The 20,329-nt window shown below is 73.3% G+C and carries 18 protein-coding genes and 1 riboswitch; of the genes, 7 read left to right on the forward strand and 11 right to left on the reverse strand.

The genetic code is table 11. From position 1 onward, the window contains the following. Nucleotides 1–2: 2 nt before the first annotated feature. The 3 genes from cobM to cbiE are packed head-to-tail and all read right to left on the reverse strand — an operon-like array spanning nt 3 to nt 2,526. Nucleotides 3–773: a precorrin-4 C(11)-methyltransferase gene (gene cobM / locus EYW49_RS16470; protein ID WP_131310722.1), complete on the reverse strand. Its 771-nt coding sequence runs from the start codon at nt 771–773 to the stop codon at nt 3–5. Continuing rightward, the gene (locus EYW49_RS16475; protein WP_228259647.1) at nt 770–1,177 is read right to left on the reverse strand and encodes a cobalamin biosynthesis protein; all 408 of its coding nucleotides are present in this window, start codon (nt 1,175–1,177) and stop codon (nt 770–772) included. Before EYW49_RS16475 ends, cobM begins: the two co-directional genes overlap by 4 nt. Next, nucleotides 1,174–2,526, reverse strand: a complete 1,353-nt coding sequence (gene cbiE / locus EYW49_RS16480) for a precorrin-6y C5,15-methyltransferase (decarboxylating) subunit CbiE (RefSeq protein ID WP_131310723.1) — start codon at nt 2,524–2,526, stop codon at nt 1,174–1,176. Before cbiE ends, EYW49_RS16475 begins: the two co-directional genes overlap by 4 nt. A 23-nt stretch (nt 2,527–2,549) precedes the next feature. On the opposite strand from cbiE, the gene EYW49_RS16485 reads away from it, so the two are divergent. Continuing rightward, entirely contained in the window at nt 2,550–3,320 is a 771-nt protein-coding gene (locus tag EYW49_RS16485) for a cobalt-precorrin-6A reductase (protein WP_165498295.1), read from the forward strand. On the opposite strand, the gene cobJ is transcribed toward EYW49_RS16485, so the two are convergent. The 7 genes from cobJ to EYW49_RS16520 form a co-directional block, all read right to left on the reverse strand. Next, nucleotides 3,278–4,066 (reverse strand): precorrin-3B C(17)-methyltransferase, encoded by a 789-nt coding sequence (cobJ, locus tag EYW49_RS16490; protein WP_131310724.1) that lies wholly within the window; start codon nt 4,064–4,066, stop codon nt 3,278–3,280. The genes EYW49_RS16485 and cobJ overlap by 43 nt on opposite strands. Then, nucleotides 4,063–4,818, reverse strand: coding sequence for a precorrin-2 C(20)-methyltransferase (locus tag EYW49_RS16495; protein WP_407695479.1), 756 nt, complete (start codon nt 4,816–4,818; stop codon nt 4,063–4,065). The genes cobJ and EYW49_RS16495 overlap by 4 nt, the downstream gene beginning before the upstream one ends. A gap of 2 nt (nt 4,819–4,820) precedes the next feature. Continuing rightward, nucleotides 4,821–5,483: a precorrin-8X methylmutase gene (locus EYW49_RS16500; RefSeq protein WP_228259648.1), complete on the reverse strand. Its 663-nt coding sequence runs from the start codon at nt 5,481–5,483 to the stop codon at nt 4,821–4,823. A 29-nt stretch (nt 5,484–5,512) separates the two neighbouring features. Then, entirely contained in the window at nt 5,513–6,823 is a 1,311-nt protein-coding gene (gene cobG, locus EYW49_RS16505) for a precorrin-3B synthase (protein ID WP_131310726.1), read from the reverse strand. Further along, on the reverse strand, nt 6,820–10,899 hold the full coding sequence (locus EYW49_RS16510) for a cobaltochelatase subunit CobN (RefSeq protein WP_165498296.1): 4,080 nt from the start codon (nt 10,897–10,899) through the stop codon (nt 6,820–6,822). Before EYW49_RS16510 ends, cobG begins: the two co-directional genes overlap by 4 nt. Before the next feature lie 10 nt (nt 10,900–10,909). Beyond that, on the reverse strand, nt 10,910–11,944 hold the full coding sequence (cobW, locus tag EYW49_RS16515) for a cobalamin biosynthesis protein CobW (protein WP_131310727.1): 1,035 nt from the start codon (nt 11,942–11,944) through the stop codon (nt 10,910–10,912). Between the two features lie 456 nt (nt 11,945–12,400). Beyond that, complete coding sequence (locus tag EYW49_RS16520; RefSeq protein WP_131310728.1) at nt 12,401–12,841, reverse strand: DUF1636 family protein; 441 nt, start codon at nt 12,839–12,841, stop codon at nt 12,401–12,403. A gap of 32 nt (nt 12,842–12,873) precedes the next feature. Continuing rightward, nucleotides 12,874–13,086, reverse strand: a riboswitch (cobalamin riboswitch). 132 nt (nt 13,087–13,218) lie between these two features. Here EYW49_RS16520 and cobO point away from each other — a divergent pair. The 3 genes from cobO (at nt 13,219) to EYW49_RS16535 (ending at nt 15,959) form a co-directional block, all read left to right on the forward strand. Continuing rightward, nucleotides 13,219–13,830: a cob(I)yrinic acid a,c-diamide adenosyltransferase gene (gene cobO, locus EYW49_RS16525; RefSeq protein WP_131310729.1), complete on the forward strand. Its 612-nt coding sequence runs from the start codon at nt 13,219–13,221 to the stop codon at nt 13,828–13,830. 16 nt (nt 13,831–13,846) lie between these two features. Continuing rightward, the gene (locus EYW49_RS16530; RefSeq protein ID WP_228259649.1) at nt 13,847–15,319 is read left to right on the forward strand and encodes a cobyric acid synthase; all 1,473 of its coding nucleotides are present in this window, start codon (nt 13,847–13,849) and stop codon (nt 15,317–15,319) included. 181 nt (nt 15,320–15,500) lie between these two features. Continuing rightward, the gene (locus tag EYW49_RS16535; protein ID WP_131310730.1) at nt 15,501–15,959 is read left to right on the forward strand and encodes a hypothetical protein; all 459 of its coding nucleotides are present in this window, start codon (nt 15,501–15,503) and stop codon (nt 15,957–15,959) included. A gap of 16 nt (nt 15,960–15,975) precedes the next feature. On the opposite strand, the gene cbiB is transcribed toward EYW49_RS16535, so the two are convergent. Next, on the reverse strand, nt 15,976–16,965 hold the full coding sequence (gene cbiB, locus EYW49_RS16540; RefSeq protein WP_131310731.1) for an adenosylcobinamide-phosphate synthase CbiB: 990 nt from the start codon (nt 16,963–16,965) through the stop codon (nt 15,976–15,978). On the opposite strand from cbiB, the gene cobD reads away from it, so the two are divergent. The 3 genes from cobD to EYW49_RS16555 all read left to right on the forward strand — a co-directional run bounded on the left by cobD (nt 16,964) and on the right by EYW49_RS16555 (nt 20,227). Then, the gene (cobD, locus tag EYW49_RS16545; protein WP_131310732.1) at nt 16,964–17,995 is read left to right on the forward strand and encodes a threonine-phosphate decarboxylase CobD; all 1,032 of its coding nucleotides are present in this window, start codon (nt 16,964–16,966) and stop codon (nt 17,993–17,995) included. The two genes, cbiB and cobD, sit on opposite strands and share 2 nt — an antisense overlap. A gap of 422 nt (nt 17,996–18,417) precedes the next feature. Beyond that, entirely contained in the window at nt 18,418–18,933 is a 516-nt protein-coding gene (locus tag EYW49_RS16550; RefSeq protein ID WP_228259650.1) for a PAS domain-containing protein, read from the forward strand. Continuing rightward, the gene (locus EYW49_RS16555; protein WP_131310734.1) at nt 18,902–20,227 is read left to right on the forward strand and encodes a methyl-accepting chemotaxis protein; all 1,326 of its coding nucleotides are present in this window, start codon (nt 18,902–18,904) and stop codon (nt 20,225–20,227) included. The genes EYW49_RS16550 and EYW49_RS16555 overlap by 32 nt, the downstream gene beginning before the upstream one ends. Nucleotides 20,228–20,329: the final 102 nt, after the last annotated feature.

Genomic DNA, 20,329 nt, shown 5'->3' on the forward strand with positions numbered 1-20,329 from the left:
GTTCACTCGGCACGGTCGTCGCGCCCGCGGAAGCGCCGCTGATAGGTCGGGTCGTAGAGTGAGGACTCCCGCACCAGATCGGCCGCCAGCGCACGGCCGACCAGGATCAGCGCGGTGCGTTCGATCGGGTCGGCGGCGAGCGCCGCCTCGATCGTGCCCAGCGTCGCGCGGATCACCCGTTCGTCGGGCCAGGTGGCGCGGAACACCACCGCCACCGGACAGTCCGCGCCGTAGAAGGGCGTGAGTTCGGCGACCACCCGATCGACGACGTGGATCGACAGATGAATCGCCAGCGTCGCGCGGGTCGCGGCGAAGGCGGCCAGCGTCTCGGTCGGCGGCATCGACGAGGCCCGTCCCGAAGTGCGGGTCAGGACCACCGACTGCGCCACCTCGGGCAGGGTCAGTTCCTGCCCGAGCACCGCCGCGGCGGCCGCGAAGGACGGCACCCCCGGCGTCACCGTGTAGGGGATGCCGAGCCGTTCCAACCGGCGGATCTGCTCGCCCATCGCGCTCCACACCGACAGATCGCCCGACTGCAGCCGCGCCACGTCGTGGCCGTCGCTTTCCGCGCGCACGAATTCCGCCTCGATCTCGTCGAGCGACAAGGGCGCGGTGTCGACGATGCGGGCGTCGGGACGGGCATGGACCAGCACGTCCCTGGAGACGATCGATCCCGCCCACAGCACCACGTCGGCGGCGGCGAGCCGATCGCGCCCGCGCACCGTGATCAGATCGGCGGCGCCCGGGCCGGCGCCGATGAAATGGACCGTCATGTCGTCTCCTCCGTCGCGCCGCCGATCGCCACCGCCACCGTCGCGCCCGCTTCCGCCATCCGTTCGACCACCAGCCGGCTGCCGCGCCCCGCGCCGGCCAGCGCCGCGCCTTCGGCGATCGCCGGCACCCCGAACAGCTCCACCACCCGCTCCGACCGCGTCGTCACCCGATCGGCGACCGCGGCCAGCGCCGCCCGCGGCAGATGCACCAGGGGCAGGCCGAGACGCACCGCCGCCTCGCCGATCCCCGCCTCGCCGACCTTGTCGACCACCGTGAACAGCGCCGCCGGCAGGGCGGGCGCATCCGCCGCGGCCAGCGCCCGCTCGACCAGCGCGGCGATCGCCTCGCCCGAGACGCCGGTGCGACAGCCGATGCCGACCGCCAGGAACCGCCCCGCGGTCACCGCGTCGTCCCCCGGCCGTCCCCAGGGTTTTCCCCGGGGTCGTCCACAGGTTCGTCCCCGACCTCGTCCACAGGCGCGTCCAGCGTTTTCGCGAAGTCGTCCCCAGGTCGTCCACCGCTCGGCGCACCCGCCTTCTCCCAACACCACTGGACGATCGGCATCGCCGGGCGGAAGCCGCGGAAACTCCCCAGCGGCGCGGCGCGGGCGATGGAGATCTGGACCAACTCGCCGCCGAGGCGGGCGTGATGGGCGAAGACCTCGGCCTGGGTCTCCAGCGTCACAGCATTGGCGACCAGCCGCCCGCCCGGCGCCAGCTGTGTCCGGCACAGGTCGATCAGCTCGGCGTCGCAACCGCCGCCGCCCAGGAAGATCGCGTCCGGAGTCGGCAGGCCGGTGAGGGCCGCCGGAGCCCAGCCCTCGACGATCACCAGATCGGGCACGCCGAAGGCGGCGGCGTTGCGGGCGATCCGCGCGGTGCGGTCGGGCCGCGGCTCGATCGCCACCGCCCGGTTGGCGGGATCGGCGAGCATCCATTCGACCGCGATCGAGCCGGTGCCGGCGCCGACGTCCCACAGGAGTTCGCCGTGGCGCGGGGCGAGTTTGGCCAGGGTCACGGCGCGGATCTCGCGCTTGGTGATCTGGCCGTCGTTGTCGAAATAGGCGTCGGGGAGGCCGGGGCTCCGCGGCAGCACCCGGGCGCCGGCGTCGGCGACCACCTCGATCGCCACGGTGTTGAGCGGATCGAGATCGACCCGGTCGAAGTCGGCGGCAGTGCCGGCATGGACCCGCTCGCGCATGCCGCCCATCGCCTCGAGCACGATCAGCCGCGAGCGGCCCATGCCGGAGGCGACCAGATGGGCGGCGAGCCGCCCCGGCGTGGTGCCGTCCCAGGACAGCACCAGGATCCGCCGCCCGGGCTGGAGATGGGGCACGATCTTTTCGAAGGCGCGGCCGTGCAGGGTCACCAGCGCGCAGTCCTGCACCGCCCAGCCGACCCGACTGGCGGCCAGCGAGAAGGCCGAGGGGGCCGGAATCGTCACGTATTCGGCCGGCGACACTTCGCGGGCGATCAGCGAGCCGACCCCGTAGGAGAAGGGGTCGCCCGAGGCCAGCACCGCCACCGGCCGGCCGCGGCGGGCGAGGATCGCCGGGAAGGCGTCGGTCAGCGGCACCGGCCAGGCGAGCTTCTCGGCGGCGACGTCGCCGATCAGAGAGAGATGGCGTTTACCGCCGACCACCAGTTCCGCTTGATCGAGCAGCCGACGTGCGGCAGGAGACAGTCCGTCGAGCCCGTCCTCGCCGAGTCCGAGGATCGCCAGCCACGGATGTGGGGTGCGGGGTTCGGTCATGATGCGATCTCCCGGAGGATGACATGCGGATCTTGGTCCTGGGCGGCACGACGGAGGCGAGCGCGCTCGCCCGGGCGCTCGCCGCCCGTCCCGATCTCGACGCCACGCTGTCGCTGGCCGGCCGCACCGAGGCGCCGGCGGCCCAGCCGATTCCGACGCGAATCGGCGGGTTCGGCGGCGTCGCCGGTCTGGTCGAGTGGTTGCGGGCCGAGCGGGTCGACGTGCTGGTCGACGCCACTCATCCCTTCGCCGCGCAGATGTCGCGTCATGCCGCCGCGGCCGCCGCCGAGACCGGGGTGGCCTTGGTCGCCCTGTCGCGTCCGCCGTGGCAGCGCGAATCGGGCGACCGCTGGATCGAGGTCGGCGATCTCGACGCCGCGGCGCGGGCGATCGGCGAGACGCCGCGCCGGGTGCTGCTGACCACCGGCCGGCTCGGCCTCGCCGCCTTCGAGGTGGCGCCGCAGCACCATTACGTGATCCGCACCATCGATCATCCCGGCGATCTCGACGGGCTGCCCGACCATGTCCTGCTGTTCGACCGCGGACCCTTCGATCTCGCCGCCGAGCGCGCCCTGATGACCGCCGCGCAGATCGACGTGGTGGTGACCAAGAACTCGGGCGGCACCGCCACCAAGGCCAAGATCGTCGCGGCGCGCGAACTCGGCCTGCCGGTGGTGATCGTCCAGCCGCCGGCGCGTCCCGACGTGCCGGTCGTCCACAGCGTCGCGGCCGTGCTCGCGTTCGTCGAGGCTCATCGTCCGCCCTCCGAAGTGCCGACCGAGCGCGGCGAATAGACCCAGGGCGCCCGCCCGTCGGGCCGCGCGATCACCCGCGTCTCGGAATTGCCGAGGATCACGCAGGTCGCCATGTCGACGAGGTCGAGATCGGCGTCGGCCAGCGTCGTGACGATCAGCCGCTGATCGGGCCGGCCGACGGCGCGCGCCAGGATCACCACCGTGTCGGGCGCCCGCACGGCGCGCAGGGCGTCGAAGGCCTCGAAGATCTTGCGCGGGCGGGCGAGCGACTTCGGATTGTAGAGGGCGATCACGAAGTCGGCCGCCGCCGCCGTGGTCAGCCGCCGGATCACCACCTCCCAGGGCTTGAGATTGTCGGACAGCGAGATCGCGCAGAAGTCGGCGCCGAGCGGCGCCCCGACCGCGGCGGCGGCGGCCTGCATCGCCGAGACGCCGGGATGGACCGAGACGTCGAGGCGGCGCCACGCCGCTTCACCCCGGTCGATCGCCTCCATCACCGCCGCCGCCATGGCGAAGACGCCGGGGTCGCCGCCCGAGACCACCGCCACGTCGCGGCCGGCCGCGGCCAGTTCCAAACCATGGCGGGCGCGCTCGATCTCGACGCGGTTGTCGCTCTCGTGGCGGATCTGGCCGTCGCGCGGCGGGCAGCGCGCCACATAGGCGGCATAACCGACGAGGTCGGTCGCTTCCGCCAGGATCGCCGCGGTCTCCGGGGTCATCCAGGCGAGGGGGCCGGGGCCGGTGCCGATCACCCGCAGGCGGCCGGGAGGGGGGCGGACGGTCATGGCCGACGTCCTTCGCCGGGGATCAGGATCAGCGAGAAATAGGGGGCGCTGTCGTCGAGTTTGTCGGCGAGCGGCACCACCGTTTGCCCGGCCATGGTGCCGCGCTCGACGTAGGTCGCTCGCGCCAGCAGGCCGGCTCGATCGATCGCCCGGCGGACCTTGGCGAAGTTGGTGCCGAGCTTCATCACCACCGTCGCCTGACAGCCGTGCAGACCGGCGACCAGCGCCTCCTCGTCGAGGGTGCCGGGCAGCACCGACAGCACGTCGTCGCCCCAGGTCATGGCCAGCCCGGCGGCTGCCCAACAGCCGGCCATGCCGGTGACCCCGGGGGTGACGGCGGTCGGATAGCGGTCCTTGAGGCGCAGGTGCAGGTGCATGAACGACCCGTAGAACATCGGGTCGCCCTCGCAGATCAGCGCCACGTCGCGGCCGCCGTCGAGTTCCTCGGCGATGCGCGCGGCGCTCTCCTCGTAGAAGGCGCCGAGCGAGGAAATGTAGCGCTCCTCGCCGAAATGGGTCTCGGTGGTCATCGGATAGGGCAATGCCAGTTCGACCTTGTCCGGCCCGATCCACGGATCGGCGATGGTGCGGGCGTGGCCGCGGCGGCCCTTCTTGGAGAAGAACGCCACCACCGGGGTGCGCTCGATGATCTTCACCGCCCGGACGGTGACCAGATCGGGATCGCCCGGCCCGAGGCCGACGCCGTGGAAGGTCCCGGTCGCCGGGGCGGCGGGTGCGAGATCGAGGGCCATGGTCATTCCCTTTCACAGGCGAGGGCGTTGAGCGCCGCGGCGGTCATGGCGCTGCCGCCCTTGCGGCCGCGCACCACCAGCGCCGGCACCCGCCCGTCGGTGAGGAGTGCCTCTTTCGATTCGGCGGCGCCGACGAAGCCGACCGGCATGCCGATCACCGCGGCGGGCAGGCCGGCGCCGGAGTCGATCAGCTCGAGCAGGCGGAACAGCGAGGTCGGGGCATTGCCGATCGCCACCACCGATCCGGCGAGATGCGGCCGCCACAGTTCCATCGCCGCGGCCGAGCGGGTGGTGCCGAGGAGGGCCGCGAGCGCCGCGACGCCGGGATCGCCGAGGGTGCAGATCACCCGATTGTCGGCCGGCAGGCGCGACCGCGTCACGCCGCGCGCCACCATCTCGGCGTCGCACAGGATCGGCGCGCCGGCGGCGAGCGCCGCGGCGGCGGCGGCACAGGCGCCGGGGGTGAACACCAGATCGGCGACGATCTCGACCATGCCGCAGGCATGGACGATGCGCACCGCGGTGCGCTCCTCGACCGGATCGACGAAGCGGCCGAGATCGGCTTCGGCACGGATGATGCGGAACGACCGCTCGTAGATCGCCGCGCCGTCGCGCACGTAGTCGCGGGGGGCGGGGGGAGAGGCGGGGGAGGGCACGTGGACCACGGGACGGGACTCCGAAGAGGGCGGGAGGGTCAGAACGGGGCGAGATCGGCGAGCGCCGAAGCCGCCTCGTCGAGGGTCAGGCCGGCGAGCCACGGCGCGTCCCAGGCGCGGCCGTCGCGGATCAGGTCGTAGCGATCGCCGCGGGCGGTGAGGGTGATCGGCGTCGGGCCGGGCCGGGCGCAGCCCTTCTCGCAGCCGGAGAGATGCAGCGTCGTGCCGCCGGGGGCGAGGCGGCGGGCGAGGCCGGCCAGCCGCTCGGCATCGGCGCGGGTGTCGCGGCCGCCGTTGCGACAGCCGCTCGATCCGGCGCAGGTGACCACCGCCAGACGTGGATCGTCGGCGCTGGTGATGAACTGCGCGGCGGTCAGCCAGGGGCGGATGCGGCCCATCTTCTCCGGCGCGATACCGGGGATCAGCACCGCCCGCCACGGCGTCAATCTGAGTTCGCCCGAACCGCGCTCGCCGGCGAGATCGCCGATCAGCGCCAGCCGGTCGGCGGTCAGCCGGCCATAGGGCGCGCCGAGGCCGAGGAAACCGACCGGGCCGGCGGTATGGTCGCCGAGTACGGCGTTCGCGCCGCCGGGTCGCGGCAAGGTGGCGACTTCGGCCATCGCCGCACCGAAGCCCGCCGCCGCGAGCAGCGCGTCGAGGCCGACCCGGGCGATCAGCTCCGGCATCCGCCGCGGCGTCTCCGCGAGGTCGGCGCGCAACCGCACCACGGCGCGGGCGAGCGCGACGGCGCTGGGCGCCGCCTCGCCGACCGCGACGACGGCGATCGGCCGGGCATGACCCGGTCGGTCGGCGATCGAGATCAGCACCCGCGGTCCCTCGGGCGTCGCGAGCCCGGTCAGGCGCACGTCGGCGGCGACGTCGCCGAGGCCGCAGCGGCCGCCGTCGTCGACCACGAAGCCGAACTTGGGCGGCAGGGCGTGGAGCGCCGGATCCGCGACCAGCGCCGCCTCGAGCGCATGGGTCAGGGCGCGCCCGTCGATCGGCGCGCTCGCATCGAGGCCGGCGAGCGGGCTCGCCACGATGTTGCGCACCGCTTCGCTCGCCGCGTCCGGGTCGATCACCCCGAGGGCGTCGAGTTCGCCGATCAACTCGTCGACGTCGCCGGCGGCGACGCCGCGGATCTGCAGGTTGGCGCGCTGGGTCAGGTCGATCAGGCCGCTGCCGAGGCGGCGCGCGAGATCGGCGACGTCGCCGGCGAGCGTCGCCGACATCACCCCGCCCGACAGGCGCAGGCGGACGAGGAAACCGTCGCCGCTCTCCATCGGTCGGCGGGCGCCGGGGCACCAGCCGCGCACCAGGGCGGGATCGGGGTGATCGGAACGGGTCATCCGGTGGCCTCCAGGGTTTCGCCGATGCGGCCGGCGACCGAATTGCGTCGGCTCGCCCACAGGCCGCGCGACAGCGCCGTCTCGAAACTCGCGGCGACGGCGGCGGCGGCGCGCGGGTTGGCCTCGATCAGGAAGGCGCGCACCGCGTCGTCGCCGAGGGTGGCGTCCCACGCCAGATCGAAGGCGGTGGTGGTCACCGCATCGGTCATCGCCGCGAAGGCGACGAGGTTGGCGACCGTCTCGGCGATCTCGGCGCCGCCGCGGTGGCCGTGGCGCATCTGCCCGGCGAGCCAGCGCGGATTGGCGGCGCGCGAGCGCACGACGCGGGCGATCTCCTGCGCGAGGCTGCGCACGGCGGGGCGGTCGCGCCGGGTGGTGTCGGCATGATAGAGCGCCGGGGTCGCGCCGAGGCTGGCCGCGGCGGCGGCGAATCCGCCCTCGTGTTCGGCGAAGGCGTCGGAATCGAGCACGTCCTGCCCCACCATGTCCTGGACGTGGACGAAGGCGTCGGCCGCCGCGACCCGGTCGGCGAAGGCCTCCGGCGCGGCGATGCCGGCGGCGTCGCGGCCGAAGGCATGGGCGGAGGCCGCGAGATAGCGCATCCCGAGATCGTCGCGGCTGTCCCAGCCGCCGGTCGCCAGGGTCACCGACAGGCCGGTGCCATAGGCGCCCGGCGCCGCCCCGAAGATCCGCCAGCCGGCGTCCGGCGCGGTGCCGGCTTCGCGCACCGCGGCGGCGAGGGGATTGGTCGCGTCGTCCTCGTCGAGGGCGGCGATCGCCCGCACCGCGTCGTCGTAGAGGGCGATCTGGCTCTCGAACACGTCGCGGAACAGGCCGGAGATGCGCAGCGTCACGTCGACCCGCGGCCGGCCGATCACCGCCGGCTTGAGGATCTCGAAGCCCGACAGGCGGGCGGAAGCCGCGTCCCACACCGGCCGCGCGCCGATCAGCGCGAAGGCCTGGGCGAGATCGTCGCCGCCGGTGCGCATGGTCGCCGAGCCCCACAGATCGAGCACGATCCGCTGCGGCCAGTCGCCGTGGTCCTGGACATAGCGAGCGATCACCTCGTCGGCGGTGCGCCGGCCGATCTCCCAGGCGGTGCGGGTCGGCACCCCGCGCGGATCGACGGCATGGAGGTTGCGCCCGGTCGGCAGCACGTCGAGGCGGCCCGACGACAGCGCGCCGGCCGGTCCCGGGGCCACGAAGCGGCCGTCGAGGGCGGCGAGCAGCCCGGCTCGTTCTGCCGCCGCACAGGCCGCGAGGCGCTCGGCGAGATCGCCGGTCAGCGCCGGATCGAGGCCCTCGGACAGGGTTTCGGCCGCCGCGGCCCCGAGCGCCGGCGAGGCGGCGCGGCCGAAGACGTGCAGGCCGTCGCCGATGCGGGCGTCCTTGAGGTCGCACAGCCAGGCGTCGAGCCGCACCAGCGCCTCGGCCGGGTCCATGCCTTCGGCGATGCCGCTCTCGGCGGCCAGCCCGCTGTCGCGGGCCTTGTCGAGCACCGCCGCGGCGATCAGCCGGGCGCGCCGGGCGTCGAGCCCCTGGGCCTGGGAGAATTCGTCGAGCAGCGCCTCGATCTCGGCCGCCGCGCCATGGGCGCCGGCCCGCATCAGCGGCGGGGKGAGATGGCCGACGGTGACCGCGGCGATGCGGCGCTTGGCCTGCGCCGCTTCCCCGGGATTGTTGACCACGAAGGGATAGATCACCGGCACCGGTCCGAGCAGCAGGGTCGGCGCGCAGTCGCCGGCCGCCGCCGCGGCCTTGCCGGGCAGCCATTCGAGGGTGCCGTGGGTGCCGAGATGGATCATCGCGTCGATCCGCCCGACCTCGCGGAGCCACAGATAGAAGGCGACGTAGCCGTGGCGCGGCGGCAGGTTGGTGTCGTGATACTCGCCCTTGCGCGCGTCGCGCCGGCCGCGATCGGGCTGTACGGCGATGGTGAGGCGCCCGAGTTCGACGACGGCGAAGCGGAAGTTCCCGTCGGCGACGTCCGGATCGGCGGCGGGATCGCCCCAGGCGGCGGTGACCCGGTCGCGGAAGGCCGGGGGGAGCGCTGCGAAGGCGGCGGCGTAGGCGGCGAGGGGGAGGGTGGCCGACGCGGCGGGCGTCGATGATCCGATCGCCCTCGCCCCAGCGTCCTCTCCCCCCTCGAGGGGGAGAGACAGAGAGGGGGGGCGCGGCGCTTGGTCGTTCACGGCGGGCGTCGGGGCGGGGGGCTCCCCCCCTCCCTGTCCCTCCCCCTCCGGGGGGGAGGGGACGACGATCGCCAACGCGGCGGGCGGGGCGTCGCCGAGCCCCCTCATCCGGCGCTGCGCGCCACCTTCTCCCACGGGGGGAGAAGGGAAGGGCGCCGCGGCGAATTCGAGCACGGGCGCCTCACCCGCGGTCGCCTCTCGTCCGCTGGCGTCGCCCCCTCGTTCCCTCCTCCCTTGTGGGGAAGGGACAGGGAGGGGGGGAGCGGAGCCGACAGCTTGGAGGGTTCGGGCGGCCGATGCGGCGGGCGTCGATGATCCGATCGCCCTCGCCCCAGCGTCCTCTCCCCCCTCGAGGGGGAGAGACAGAGAGGGGGGGCGCGGCGCTTGGTCGTTCACGGCGGATGTCGGGGCGGGGGGCTCCCCCCCTCCCTGTCCCTCCCCCTCCGGGGGGGAGGGGACGACGATCGCGACCTCGGCGGGCGGGGCTTCGCCGAGCCCCCTCATCCGGCGCTGCGCGCCACCTTCTCCCACGAGGGGAGAAGGGAAGGGCGCCGCGGCGGGGGGGCGTTCGAGCACGGGCGCCTCMCCCGCGGCCGCGCCGCCCTCGGCGCCCGCCCGCCCCTCCAACATTTCCATCAACACCGCCGCCTCCGGTGGCGGCGGCACGTCGAAGCCGGCGGCGGCGAGGTCTTCGGCGATCGCCACCAGGCTCGCCGGCGTGTCGAGGCCGACCGCGTAGGCGGTGCGCCCGCGCTTGGCCGGATAGTCGGAGACCACCAGCCCGATGCGGCGCAATGCTCGCGGCGTCTCGGCGAGGCGCACCCAGGCGCGCGCCAGCGCCGCGACCGCGGCGATGCCCTCGGCGTCGGGCACGTGGACCTGCCGCTGCCACTGGTGGCGGTCGCTGCGCGCTTCGCGGCCCTTGAACGAGATCGCCCGGGTGGCGATGCGGCCGTCGATCTCCGGCAGCACCACGTTCATCGCCAGATCGGCCGCCCCCAGACCGCGCGACGAGGCGAGCCACGACTCCCGCGCCGCGGTCGAATGGAACGCCTGCAGCACCGGCACGCCGGCGCGGTCGAGCACCGAGGTGCCGTCGTCGAGCCGCGCCGAAAAGGCCGTGGTGTTGATCACGATCGCCGGGGCGAGCCGGTCGAGCCGCTCGGCCAACGCCGCCACCACCCGCGGATCCTTGAGGCTGGTGACGTGGTCGGCGACGACCGAAAAGCCCTGGGCGGCGAGCGCGTCGGCGAGCGCGACGATCGGCGCGGTGTCTGCGGCGGCGACGAAGGAGCGGTAGAACACGATCAGCGCCGTCGGCCCCGCCCCCTCGCGCCGCGCGGCGCGGTACTCGGCGGTCGCGGCGAGCGGTTGCGGCTCGTGCCAGGGCCGGGGCGATCCGATCCGCCCGGCGATCCAAGCCAGCGCCGAGGCGACGTTGTCGGGCCCGCCCTCCTGGAACCACCGCCACAGTCGGCGCAGGTCGTCGACCGGCAAGGTCGAGGCCCGATCGAGCCGCTCGTCGATCGCCGCGTCGCCCGGCACCACCGCCAGCGTCACCCCGTGGGCGCGCGCCGCCGCGGCCAGTTCCTCGACGCCGTAGCGCCAATAGTCGAGGCCGCCGAGCAGCCGCACCAGCACGAAACGCGCATGCGCCGCGACCGAGGCGATCCACAGGTCGACCGAATAGGGATGGCGCAGGTCGGCGAGCGAGGCCAACCGCAGGCTCGGCAGCGCCCCGTCGGCCGCGTCGTGGACCGCGGCAGCGACGGCGAGGTCGGAATCGGAGAAGGACAGCATCGCCACGTCGGCCGGCGTCTGCGCGAGGTCGACGGCGTCGGCGGTCTCGTCGAGAGTGCGCAAGGTGCCGGCGACGAGATGCATCGACCTCTCCTCAGCCGCCGAGTGCGGCGGTCACGGCGACCCGATCGAGCCCTTTGCGGCCGATCACCACCAGGCGCCCGCGACGCGCCTCGTCGGCGCCCCAGGGTCGGTCGTAACCGGTGCGGAAGCGGCTGCCGACGCCCTGCACCAGGAGCCGCATCGCCTTGCCGGCGACGTCGACGAAGCCCTTGATGCGCAGCACGTCGTGATCGGCGGCGATCGCTCCGAGTTTCGCGGTCAGGGCTTCGGGATCGCTGGTCGCGGCGATCTCGACGACGAAGCTCTCGAAGTCGTCGTGGTCGTGGTCGCCCTCGACCTCGTGATGGGACGGCCGGGCGGCGAGATCGTCCTCGGCCGCGGCGGTCAGGCCGAGCGCCACCGCCGGATCGACCCGGCCCTCGGTCACGCCGACGAACTTGACCGCTCGCGGCAGGATCGCCCGGATCGTCGCCTCGAGCCCGGCGAGTTCGGTGGCGTCGAGCAGGTCGACCTTGTTGACCACCACCAGATCGGCGGCGAGCAACTGGTCCTCGTAGACCTCCTCCAGCGGATTGTCGTGATCGATCGCCCCGTCGGCGGCGCGCTGCGCGGCCGAGGCCGCCGGATCGTCGGCGAAGCGGCCGTCGGCGACCGCCCGCCCGTCGACCACCGCGACGACGCCGTCGACGGTGAGGCGGGTGCGGATCGCCGGCCAGTCGAAGGCCTTGATCAGCGGCTTGGGCAGGGCGAGGCCGGAGGTCTCGACGATGATGTGTTCGGGCCGCTCGGGCAGCGCCAGCAAGGCCTCGATCGCCGGGATGAAGTCGTCTGCGACGGTGCAGCACAGGCAGCCGTTGGCCAGTTCGACGATCGCCCCGGGCCCGCAGGCGTCGGCGCCGCAGGCCTTGAGGATCTCGCCGTCGACCCCGACGTCGCCGAATTCGTTGATGATCAGGGCCAGTCGGCGGCCGTGCGCGGCGGCGATCAGGTGGCGGATCAGCGTGGTCTTGCCGGCTCCGAGGAAGCCGGTGACGATGGTCACCGGGATCTTGGCATAGGGGCTCATGGGGTCACCTCGGAGGCCGGGAGCGGGCGGGGAACGGGGCGGGGGGCGAGATCGCGTCGGTCGGGCGAGCGGTGGGCGAGGCGGTCGCCGAGCGGGCGCGGGTCGGGTTCGTGGCGGGGCCGAGCCCCCTCATCCGGCGCTGCGCGCCACCTTCTCCCACGAGGGGAGAAGGGAATGGGCCACGGAGACGGGGCGTGCTCACGCGCTCGCGATTGTCGTTCCCTCCCCCCCTGGAGGGGGAGGGACAGGGAGGGGGGGCACCCACGTCAAAGGTCTTCACGGCGTCGATCGCGCGGGCAATCCAGACGTCGAGCGTTTCCCGAATCGATGCGCCGAGCCCCCCCTCTCTGTCTCTCCCCCTCCAGGGGGGAGAGGACGCCGGGGTGAGGGTGACGACAACCGCGAGCGCTGCGGGGATGGGGAGGTCACGCAACGCGGTGGCGGCGAGCATCCTCTTCATGCCCCACCTCCCCCCGTGAGGAACGGCGGAATACGCGCGACGACGCCCTTCTTGAAGGCATCCGGCCGGGTCTTCCACGGGATCAGTCCGTCGGCAGCCGTGCCGTAGAGGGCGGCGGTGTCGAGGATCGCCTCGGCGGTGTCGGCTCCGAAGTCGCCGTAGAGATAGGTCCATTTGCCGAGCGCCGAAAAGCCGATGGTCACCGGCCGCTTGCACACCGACAGGCATTCGACCGGCACGATCCGCACGGCCCCCGCTTCGCCGCCGCGCGTCGCCGCCGCCGCGGTCAGGGCCGCGGCCAGCCGCGCCCCGGCGCGCGGGCTCTCGGGGTCGTCGCCGTCGCGTCGACAGTTGGTGCAGACCAGAATCGCCGTCGGGCCGCCCGCGAGGGGGGCGTCGGGCGGACAGAGGGGTCGGGGAGACGAGTCGTCGGGCATGGCTGTCCTCTCACCGCCCCGCCGGCGGCTCAGGTTGCAGATCGTCGACGGCAGGTCTCCTGGCTCACGGATCAGACACGAACGCACCGCCTTCCCGGGGAAACCCCAGTGGCATATCGGTGCGCCGCTCACCGCTCACAGTTGCGGGGGCAGCTGCGGCATCTCCTCCCTCGCGGACGAGTTTGGAACCGCATTCCCTTTTCACCCTCGGGATACCCCGAGAGACCGTCGATGGTCCGAGATAAGGGGCGATCGGGGCGCGAGTCAACGCGTGATCATCGGCCGCGCCCATCCCGGGGTCGGGGCAAGGTGTCGCAACGTCTTGCGCCGCCGCCGCCGCCGTGGTCTCAGACGAGACGACGGAGCGGAGCGGAACGATGACCGAGGGAAACGACGACGACCGCCACAAGGCCAAGATGGCCAAGCGCAAGGCCGTCCAGGATGCCGAAGTGGCGTCCAAGACGGTGGCCGAGAAGGGCCTGCTGATCGTCCACACCGGCCCCGGCAAGGGCAAGTCGACCGCCGCCTTCGGGCTGGTGCTCCGCGCCCTCGGCCACGGCCGCCGGGTCGGCGTGGTGCAGTTCGTCAAGGGCGCCTGGTCGACCGGCGAGCGCACCGCGCTCGAGCGATTCCCCGATCTGGTCGCCTGGCACACCATGGGCGAGGGCTTCACCTGGGAGACCCAGGACCGCGCCCGCGACGTCGCGGCCGCCGCCCGCGCCTGGGACAAGGTGGTCGAGCTGATGGCCGATCCGGGGATCTTCCTGATCGTCCTCGACGAGTTGAACATCTCGTTGCGCTACGACCATCTCCCCCTCGACGCGGTGGTGGCGACCCTCGCCGCCCGCCGGCCCGATCTGCACATCGTCGTCACCGGCCGCAACGCCAAGCCGGAGTTGCTGGCGATCGCCGATCTGGTGACCGAGATGGGTGCCGTGAAACACCACTTCGCGGCCGGCGTGAAGGCGCAGTTGGGCATCGAATTCTGACCGGGGTAGCTCACAGATGACTTCCGGAAAATACGCCAAGGCACTGATGATCCAGGGAACAGGCTCCGACGTCGGCAAGTCGTTGATCGTCGCAGGACTGATCCGCGCCTTCGCCGACCGCGGTCTCGTGGTGCGGCCGTTCAAGCCGCAGAACATGTCGAACAACGCCGCGGTGACCGCCGACGGCGGCGAGATCGGCCGCGCCCAGGCGCTGCAGGCGCGCGCCGCGCGGATCCCGCCGAGTGTCGACATGAACCCGGTGCTGCTCAAGCCCCAGTCCGACGTCGGCGCCCAGGTGGTGGTCCGGGGCAAGGTGATCGGCAATGCCGCGGCGCGCGATTTCCAGACCTGGAAGCCCAATCTCGCAACGGCCGTCGCCGAGAGCTTCGCGCGGCTGCGCGCCGGCGCCGATCTGGTGATCGTCGAAGGGGCGGGGAGTGCGGCCGAGGTCAACCTGCGCGCCGGCGACATCGCCAACATGGGCTTCGCGGCATCGGCCGACGTGCCGGTGATCCTGCTCGGCGACATCGACCGCGGCGGCGTCATCGCCCAGCTGGTCGGCACCCAGGCGGTGATCGATCCGGCCGACGCGGCGCGCATCGTCGGCTTCCTGGTCAACAAGTTCCGCGGCGATCCGGCGCTGTTCGCATCCGGCATGACCTTCGTCGAGGACCGCACCGGCTGGCCGGCGCTCGGGCTGATCCCGTGGTTCGGCGACGCCGTCCGCCTGCCGGCCGAGGACGCGGTGGTGCTCGAGACGAGGCGGGCGACCGGCGCCGGCGCCTTCACCGTGGTGGTGCCGCGCCTGCCGCACATCGCCAATTTCGACGATCTCGATCCATTGACCCAGGAACCCGGCGTCCGCGTGGTGATGCTCGGGCGCGGCGAGCCGATCCCGGCCTCGGCCGATCTGGTGCTGCTGCCCGGCTCCAAGGCGACGATCGCCGATCTCGCGGCGCTCCGCGCCGAGGGCTGGGACATCGACATCCTCGCCCACGTCCGCCGCGGCGGCCGGGTGCTGGGGATCTGCGGCGGCTACCAGATGCTCGGCCGCGCGGTCGCCGACCCGGACGGCCTCGAAGGCCCGCCGGCCGAAGTCCCCGGCCTCGGTCTCCTCGACGTCGCGACGGTGCTCGGCGGCGACAAGCACCTCGAGAGCGTCGCCGGCACGCTCGCCGACGGCGGCGCTCCGCTCGCCGGCTACGAGATGCACGTCGGGGTGACCGACGGCCCCGACCGCGCCCGCCCCTTCGCCCACCTCGCCGACGGCCGGAGGGAAGGCGCCGTCAGCCGCGACGGCCGCGTCGCCGGCTGCTATCTGCACGGCCTGTTCGCCGACGACCGCGCCCGCGCGGCGCTGCTCGCCGGCTGGGGCGCGGCGACCTCCGACCTCGCCTTCGAGGCGCGGATCGAAACGACATTGGACGCGCTCGCCGCCCATGTGGCGGCCCACGTCGATCTCGACCGGCTGTGGGCGTTGGCGCGGTGAGGGGTGGCGTCTGCGCGGAAACGGGACGTCGGGCAGATCGCCGCCGAACGCCCGCTCACGGCCGATCGGACATTGGTCTACACGAGGAAGACGTGCTGCAATCGGCGAGAGACCGGCACCCGCGGGACGACCGCGACGGGTGAGCACGGAGCGGAAGCTGCCAACTCTCACGGCAATCCCGATGACCAGATCCTCGAGTGAATCTTCGGGCGGGCGGATGCTCGCCATCCTGACCCTGGTGCCGATCGCCGTGGTCGCGTCGCTCGCGGCCGGGGCCGTGGCCTGGGTATGGCTCGCGCTCGATGTTCAGGTCGACGTGATCCGGTCACGTCATCCCTCGCCCGACGGGCGGCGCGAAGTGGCGTTCGTCTGGTGCGATCATGGCTTCGGCCTCGGGATGAGCGAGCAATACGGCGAGATCCGCATGCGCCGGGCCAAGGGTTGGGGGCTCGGCAAATGGCAGCCGGTGTTGCGTTTCGACGAGAACGCTCTCGATCGGCTCGAGCGCCCGCCGGTCTGGACCGACGACCGCCATCTCGTGGTGACTTTCGCGCCGGAAGCCTACGTGTCGCCGGACCGCAAGACGGTCCTGGGGGTCGACGTCGAGTTTCGGCGGTCCCCGCAGGGCGCCGTCCCCTGAACGCGCCCGCCGCCGCTCACCCGATCGCTACCGCCACGACCGCCAACACCGCCGCCTGGATCCCCAGCGCCACCCGGTAGAGCGTCAGCGCCCGGCGGATGTCGGCGGCGCCGAGGTCGCGGCGGCCGTCGCCCATCACCGCGGCGTCGAGCAGGCTCTCGCCATAGACCCGCGGGCCCGCCAGCGCGAAGCCCAACGCCCCGGCCATCGCCGATTCCGGCCAGCCGGCGTTGGGCGAGGTGTGGCCGCCGGCGTCGCGGCGGATCGCGCGCCACGCCCCCGCCGCCGAGGCCCCCGGCACGACCAGCGCCGCGGCCATCAGCCACAGCGCCGCCAGCCGCGAAGCGGGCAGGTTGACGAGATCGTCGAAGCGCGCCGCCGCCCAGCCGAAGGCCTCGTGGCGCGGCGTCCGATGGCCGATCATGCTGTCGGCGGTGTTGGCCGCCTTGTAGAGGGCGCCGCCGGGCAGACCGGCCACCGCCGTCCAGAACAGCGGCGCGACGATGCCGTCGGAGAAGTTCTCGGCGAGGCTCTCGATCGCCGCGCGCGCCACGCCGGCCCCGTCGAGCACCCCGGTGTTGCGCCCGACGATCATCCCGACCGCCCGCCGTCCGGCGTCGAGGCCGGCATCGAGCCCGTCGGCGACCGCCCGCACATGGACGTCGAGGCTGCGCTGGGCCGGCAGGCTCGCCGCCACCACCGCCACCGCCACGAGCGCCGCAGCACCCGGTAGAGCCGCCCGCAGGACCAGGACGATCGCCAGAGCGACCCCGCCGGTCAGCGCCAGGACGGCGATCAGCGCCAGGACGCCCGCCGCCTTGCGTCGCGCGAAACTGTCGACATCGTGATTGAGGCGACGATCCAGCGCAGCGATCACCGCGCCGATCCAGGTGACGGGATGGCCGATCGCAGCGTAGAGAGGGGCGGGATAGCCGACCGCGGCCTCGATCGCCAGGGCGATCAGCGCGAGGGTCGGCGTCGACGACGGCGAGAGAGCGAGCGACATGGACGGTCCGGAACGCACGGCGACGGCAGGGCAGGCGGCGAGCCCGGTCTATCACGGCGGCGACCTCGCGCAAGTGCGCGCCGAACACCCCGAGGCGCCGACGCCGTGGATCGATCTGTCGACCGGCATCAACCCGTGGCCCTATCCGCTGCCGCCGCTCGATCCCGACGACTGGACCCGCCTGCCGGAACCGGCCCGCGTCGCGACCCTCGAAGCCGCCGCGGCGCGGGCCTATGGCGTCGGCGATGCGGCCCGGGTCGCCGCCACCCCGGGCACTCAGGCGGCGATCCAGATGTTGCCGCGCGTGCTTCCCGGCGCCCGCGTGGCGATCCTCGGCTTCACCTATCAGGAACACGCCCGCACTTGGCGCGACGCCGGGCGCTCGGTGATGGTGGTCGACGATCCGATCGATCTGGTTGGCGCCGACGTCGCGGTGGTGGTCAATCCCAACAATCCCGACGGCCGGCGCCTCTCGCCCGCCGCGCTCGCGGCGATCGCCGATGCCCTGGCGAGCAGCGGCGGCACGCTGATCGTCGACGAGGCCTTCGTCGACGTCGAAGATCCCGCCGCCAGCATCGCCGCCGATCTGCCGCCGTCGACGATCGTGCTGCGCTCCTTCGGCAAGACCTGGGGGCTCGCCGGTCTGCGCCTCGGCTTCGTCCTCGGCGCGCCGCATTTCGCCGCCGAGATCCGCCGCGCCTTCGGCCCCTGGGCGGTGTCGGGCCCGGCGATCGGCATCGGGCAGGCCGCCCTCGACGATGCGGAATGGCTGGCCGAGACCCGCCGCCGGCTCGCCGCCGCCGCCGAGCGCCTCGACGGCCTGCTCGCCGACGCCGGCTTCACCCCGGTCGGCGGCACCGCGCTGTTCCGCCTCGTCTCCCATCCGCAGGCCTCGGCGGTCCGCCACCGCCTCGCCGCCGCCGGCGTCCACGTCCGCCGCTTCCCCCACGACCCGACGCTGCTGCGATTCGGTCTGCCGGGACCCGAGGACCATTGGCGCCGTCTCGCCGCGGCACTGGCCGAGAGCTGACGAGCGCCGCCGCAAGATCGGCACGGCCGGCGCGGGAGACGCCGATCGGCGAAGACGTGCGTCCGTTCCGGCCGAGATGAAATGTGGCGGATCCGAATGGAGCGAGCGGACTATTCGCCGCATCCCACCCCGTTGCTCGGCGAAACGCCTGACATTTTCTCCGAGTCTCGAATCTTCGACGAATCGGCGTCTGCCGCCGTCGGCTCACGTCCGCATCACGACCCCATCGTCGAGCCCAAGCCGCCACGCAGGGCAGCACCGCGGTGTGAACCGAAGAATTTCCCGTAGATGTTAGTGAGTTCTTCACTCTGCGCGCCGGAGAGTGCCGTCACGTCATTTCGGAGAGAGCGATGCCATTCGGGCGCGGCGAACGATCGGAAACCTCCCCCAGGCCCCCGGCGCGGCGGAAATTCGCCGCCACGGTGCGCCCCACCGGCATCGAGCGGACCTTCGCTCTCGACGAGGTGATCGTCTCCAAGACCGACACGGCCGGCGTCATCACCTATGCCAACGACATCTTCCTGGAGATCGCCGGTCTCGCCGAACACGAGGCGATCGGCCAGCCCCATTCGATCATTCGTCACCCCGACATGCCGCGCGCGGTGTTCAAGCTCTTGTGGGACACCATCGCCCGCGGCGACGAGATCTTCGCCTATGTGCTCAACATGGCGGCGACCGGCGATCACTACTGGGTGTTCGCCCACATCACGCCGTCCTTCGCCGCCGACGGCGGCATCGTCGGCTATCACTCCAATCGTCGTGTTCCCGACCGTTCGGCGATCGCCGCGGTGACCCCGCTCTATGCCCGCCTGAAATCGATCGAGGACGCCGCTGCCGATCGTGCTTCCGGGCTCGCCGCCTCCACCGCGGCGCTCCACGCCACCCTGCGCGACCTGAGGATCGGCTATGACGAATTCGTCTTCTCTCTCGCGCGCTGAGGGACTGGCGGCGGGGCTCGCCGTCCTGCTCGCCGCCGTCGCGGTCTATGAGGGCGCCGTCGTCGGCAGCCCGGCCGTCGCCGTCGCCGCCCTGGTCGCCGCCCTGCTGGCCGGCGCCTGCCTGTCGCAGGTGCGCCGGGCGCGAACCTCGTTCGCGCTCATCTCCGAGGTACTCGACCACGCCGCCCGCGGCGATCTCGAGCGCCGCATCGTGCTGTTGCCCGACGGCGGTGCCGTGGCGCGGCTCGCCCGCGACGTCAACCGCCTGCTCGACACCTCCGACGCCTTCGTCCGCGAGGCCCGCGCCACGCTCGCCTGCGTGCGCGACGGCGCCCGCCATCGCCGCATCGTCGAGCGCGGCATGGTCGGGGTGTTCGGGGCCGCCGCCCGCACCATGAACGAGGCGGTCGACACCATCGACGGCCGTCTGGTGGCCTTCGGCACGGTCATGACCGAGTTCGAGACCACCGTCGGCGGCGTCGCCGGGGCGCTCGGTGGCGCCGTGGTCGGCCTGTCGCGCTCGGCGGTGACCATGCGCGACTCGGCCGCCGACACCGAGGCGCGCTCGACCACCATCGGCGCTTCGGCCGAAGAGACCTCGGTCACCGTCGCCTCGGTCGCCGCCGCCACCGAACAACTGACCGGCGCCGTCGAAGACATTTCGCGTCAGTCGGAGCGAGCGCTGCGCATCTCCGACCGCGCCGCCGACCGTGTCGCCGAATCGCGCGCGGCGATCGGTGATCTCTCCGCGGCGGTCGGCGACATCGCCGGGGTCGTCGAGATGATCCGCGGTGTCGCCGAACAGACCAAGCTGCTCGCCCTCAACGCCACCATCGAGGCGGCGCGCGCCGGCGAGGCCGGTCGCGGCTTCGGCGTCGTGGCGATCGAGGTCAAGGCATTGGCCGGTCAGACCGCCACCGCGACGGAAGAAATCTCCGGCCGCATCCGCGCCGTCGTCGATCGCTCGGCGCGCTGCATGGCGGCGATCGAGGGCATCACCGGCATCGTCGGCGAGATCTCCGACGCCGCCACGGTGATCGCCGCGGCGGTTCAGGAGCAGAGCGCCGCCACTCAGGAAATCGCCCGCTCGATGCAGATGGCCTCCACCGCCACCGACGACGTCTCCGCCAATGTCGTGACCGTGGCGGAAGCCGCCGGCGCCACAGGTCGGGTCGCGATCGAGGTGGCCGGCGCCTCCGACGTGCTCGCCGACCAGAACCGCCGGCTCCAGGACACCGTCGCCCGCTTCCTCGAACGCACCCGCGAGGTCGTCCAGGTCGGCCGCGCGGCCTGACGCCGCGCCGGCCCGCGCACCGCCCTGCGGCGATCTACCGATTGAACCGACGTCGCCGCCGGCTAGAGTGGCGCGAGCCCGGCCGGGCGCAACGCGAGGGAG

This window comes from Siculibacillus lacustris, assembly GCF_004328075.1.
Lineage (GTDB): Bacteria > Pseudomonadota > Alphaproteobacteria > Rhizobiales > Ancalomicrobiaceae > Siculibacillus > Siculibacillus lacustris.

Bases quoted from the DNA above. Each gene is read 5' to 3' on its own strand.
- cobD (WP_131310732.1), top strand. From the start codon at position 16,964: ATGGACGGTCCGGAACGCACGGCGACGGCAGGGCAGGCGGCGAGCCCG.
- cobM (WP_131310722.1), bottom strand. From the start codon at position 773: ATGACGGTCCATTTCATCGGCGCCGGCCCGGGCGCCGCCGATCTGATC.
- EYW49_RS16530 (WP_228259649.1), top strand. From the start codon at position 13,847: ATGACTTCCGGAAAATACGCCAAGGCACTGATGATCCAGGGAACAGGC.
- EYW49_RS16485 (WP_165498295.1), top strand. From the start codon at position 2,550: ATGCGGATCTTGGTCCTGGGCGGCACGACGGAGGCGAGCGCGCTCGCC.
- EYW49_RS16520 (WP_131310728.1), bottom strand. From the start codon at position 12,841: ATGCCCGACGACTCGTCTCCCCGACCCCTCTGTCCGCCCGACGCCCCC.
- EYW49_RS16555 (WP_131310734.1), top strand. From the start codon at position 18,902: ATGACGAATTCGTCTTCTCTCTCGCGCGCTGAGGGACTGGCGGCGGGG.
- cobO (WP_131310729.1), top strand. From the start codon at position 13,219: ATGACCGAGGGAAACGACGACGACCGCCACAAGGCCAAGATGGCCAAG.
- cobG (WP_131310726.1), bottom strand. From the start codon at position 6,823: ATGACCCGTTCCGATCACCCCGATCCCGCCCTGGTGCGCGGCTGGTGC.
- cobW (WP_131310727.1), bottom strand. From the start codon at position 11,944: ATGAGCCCCTATGCCAAGATCCCGGTGACCATCGTCACCGGCTTCCTC.
- cbiE (WP_131310723.1), bottom strand. From the start codon at position 2,526: ATGACCGAACCCCGCACCCCACATCCGTGGCTGGCGATCCTCGGACTC.
- cbiB (WP_131310731.1), bottom strand. From the start codon at position 16,965: ATGTCGCTCGCTCTCTCGCCGTCGTCGACGCCGACCCTCGCGCTGATC.
- EYW49_RS16495 (WP_407695479.1), bottom strand. From the start codon at position 4,818: ATGGCCCTCGATCTCGCACCCGCCGCCCCGGCGACCGGGACCTTCCAC.
- EYW49_RS16535 (WP_131310730.1), top strand. From the start codon at position 15,501: ATGACCAGATCCTCGAGTGAATCTTCGGGCGGGCGGATGCTCGCCATC.
- cobJ (WP_131310724.1), bottom strand. From the start codon at position 4,066: ATGACCGTCCGCCCCCCTCCCGGCCGCCTGCGGGTGATCGGCACCGGC.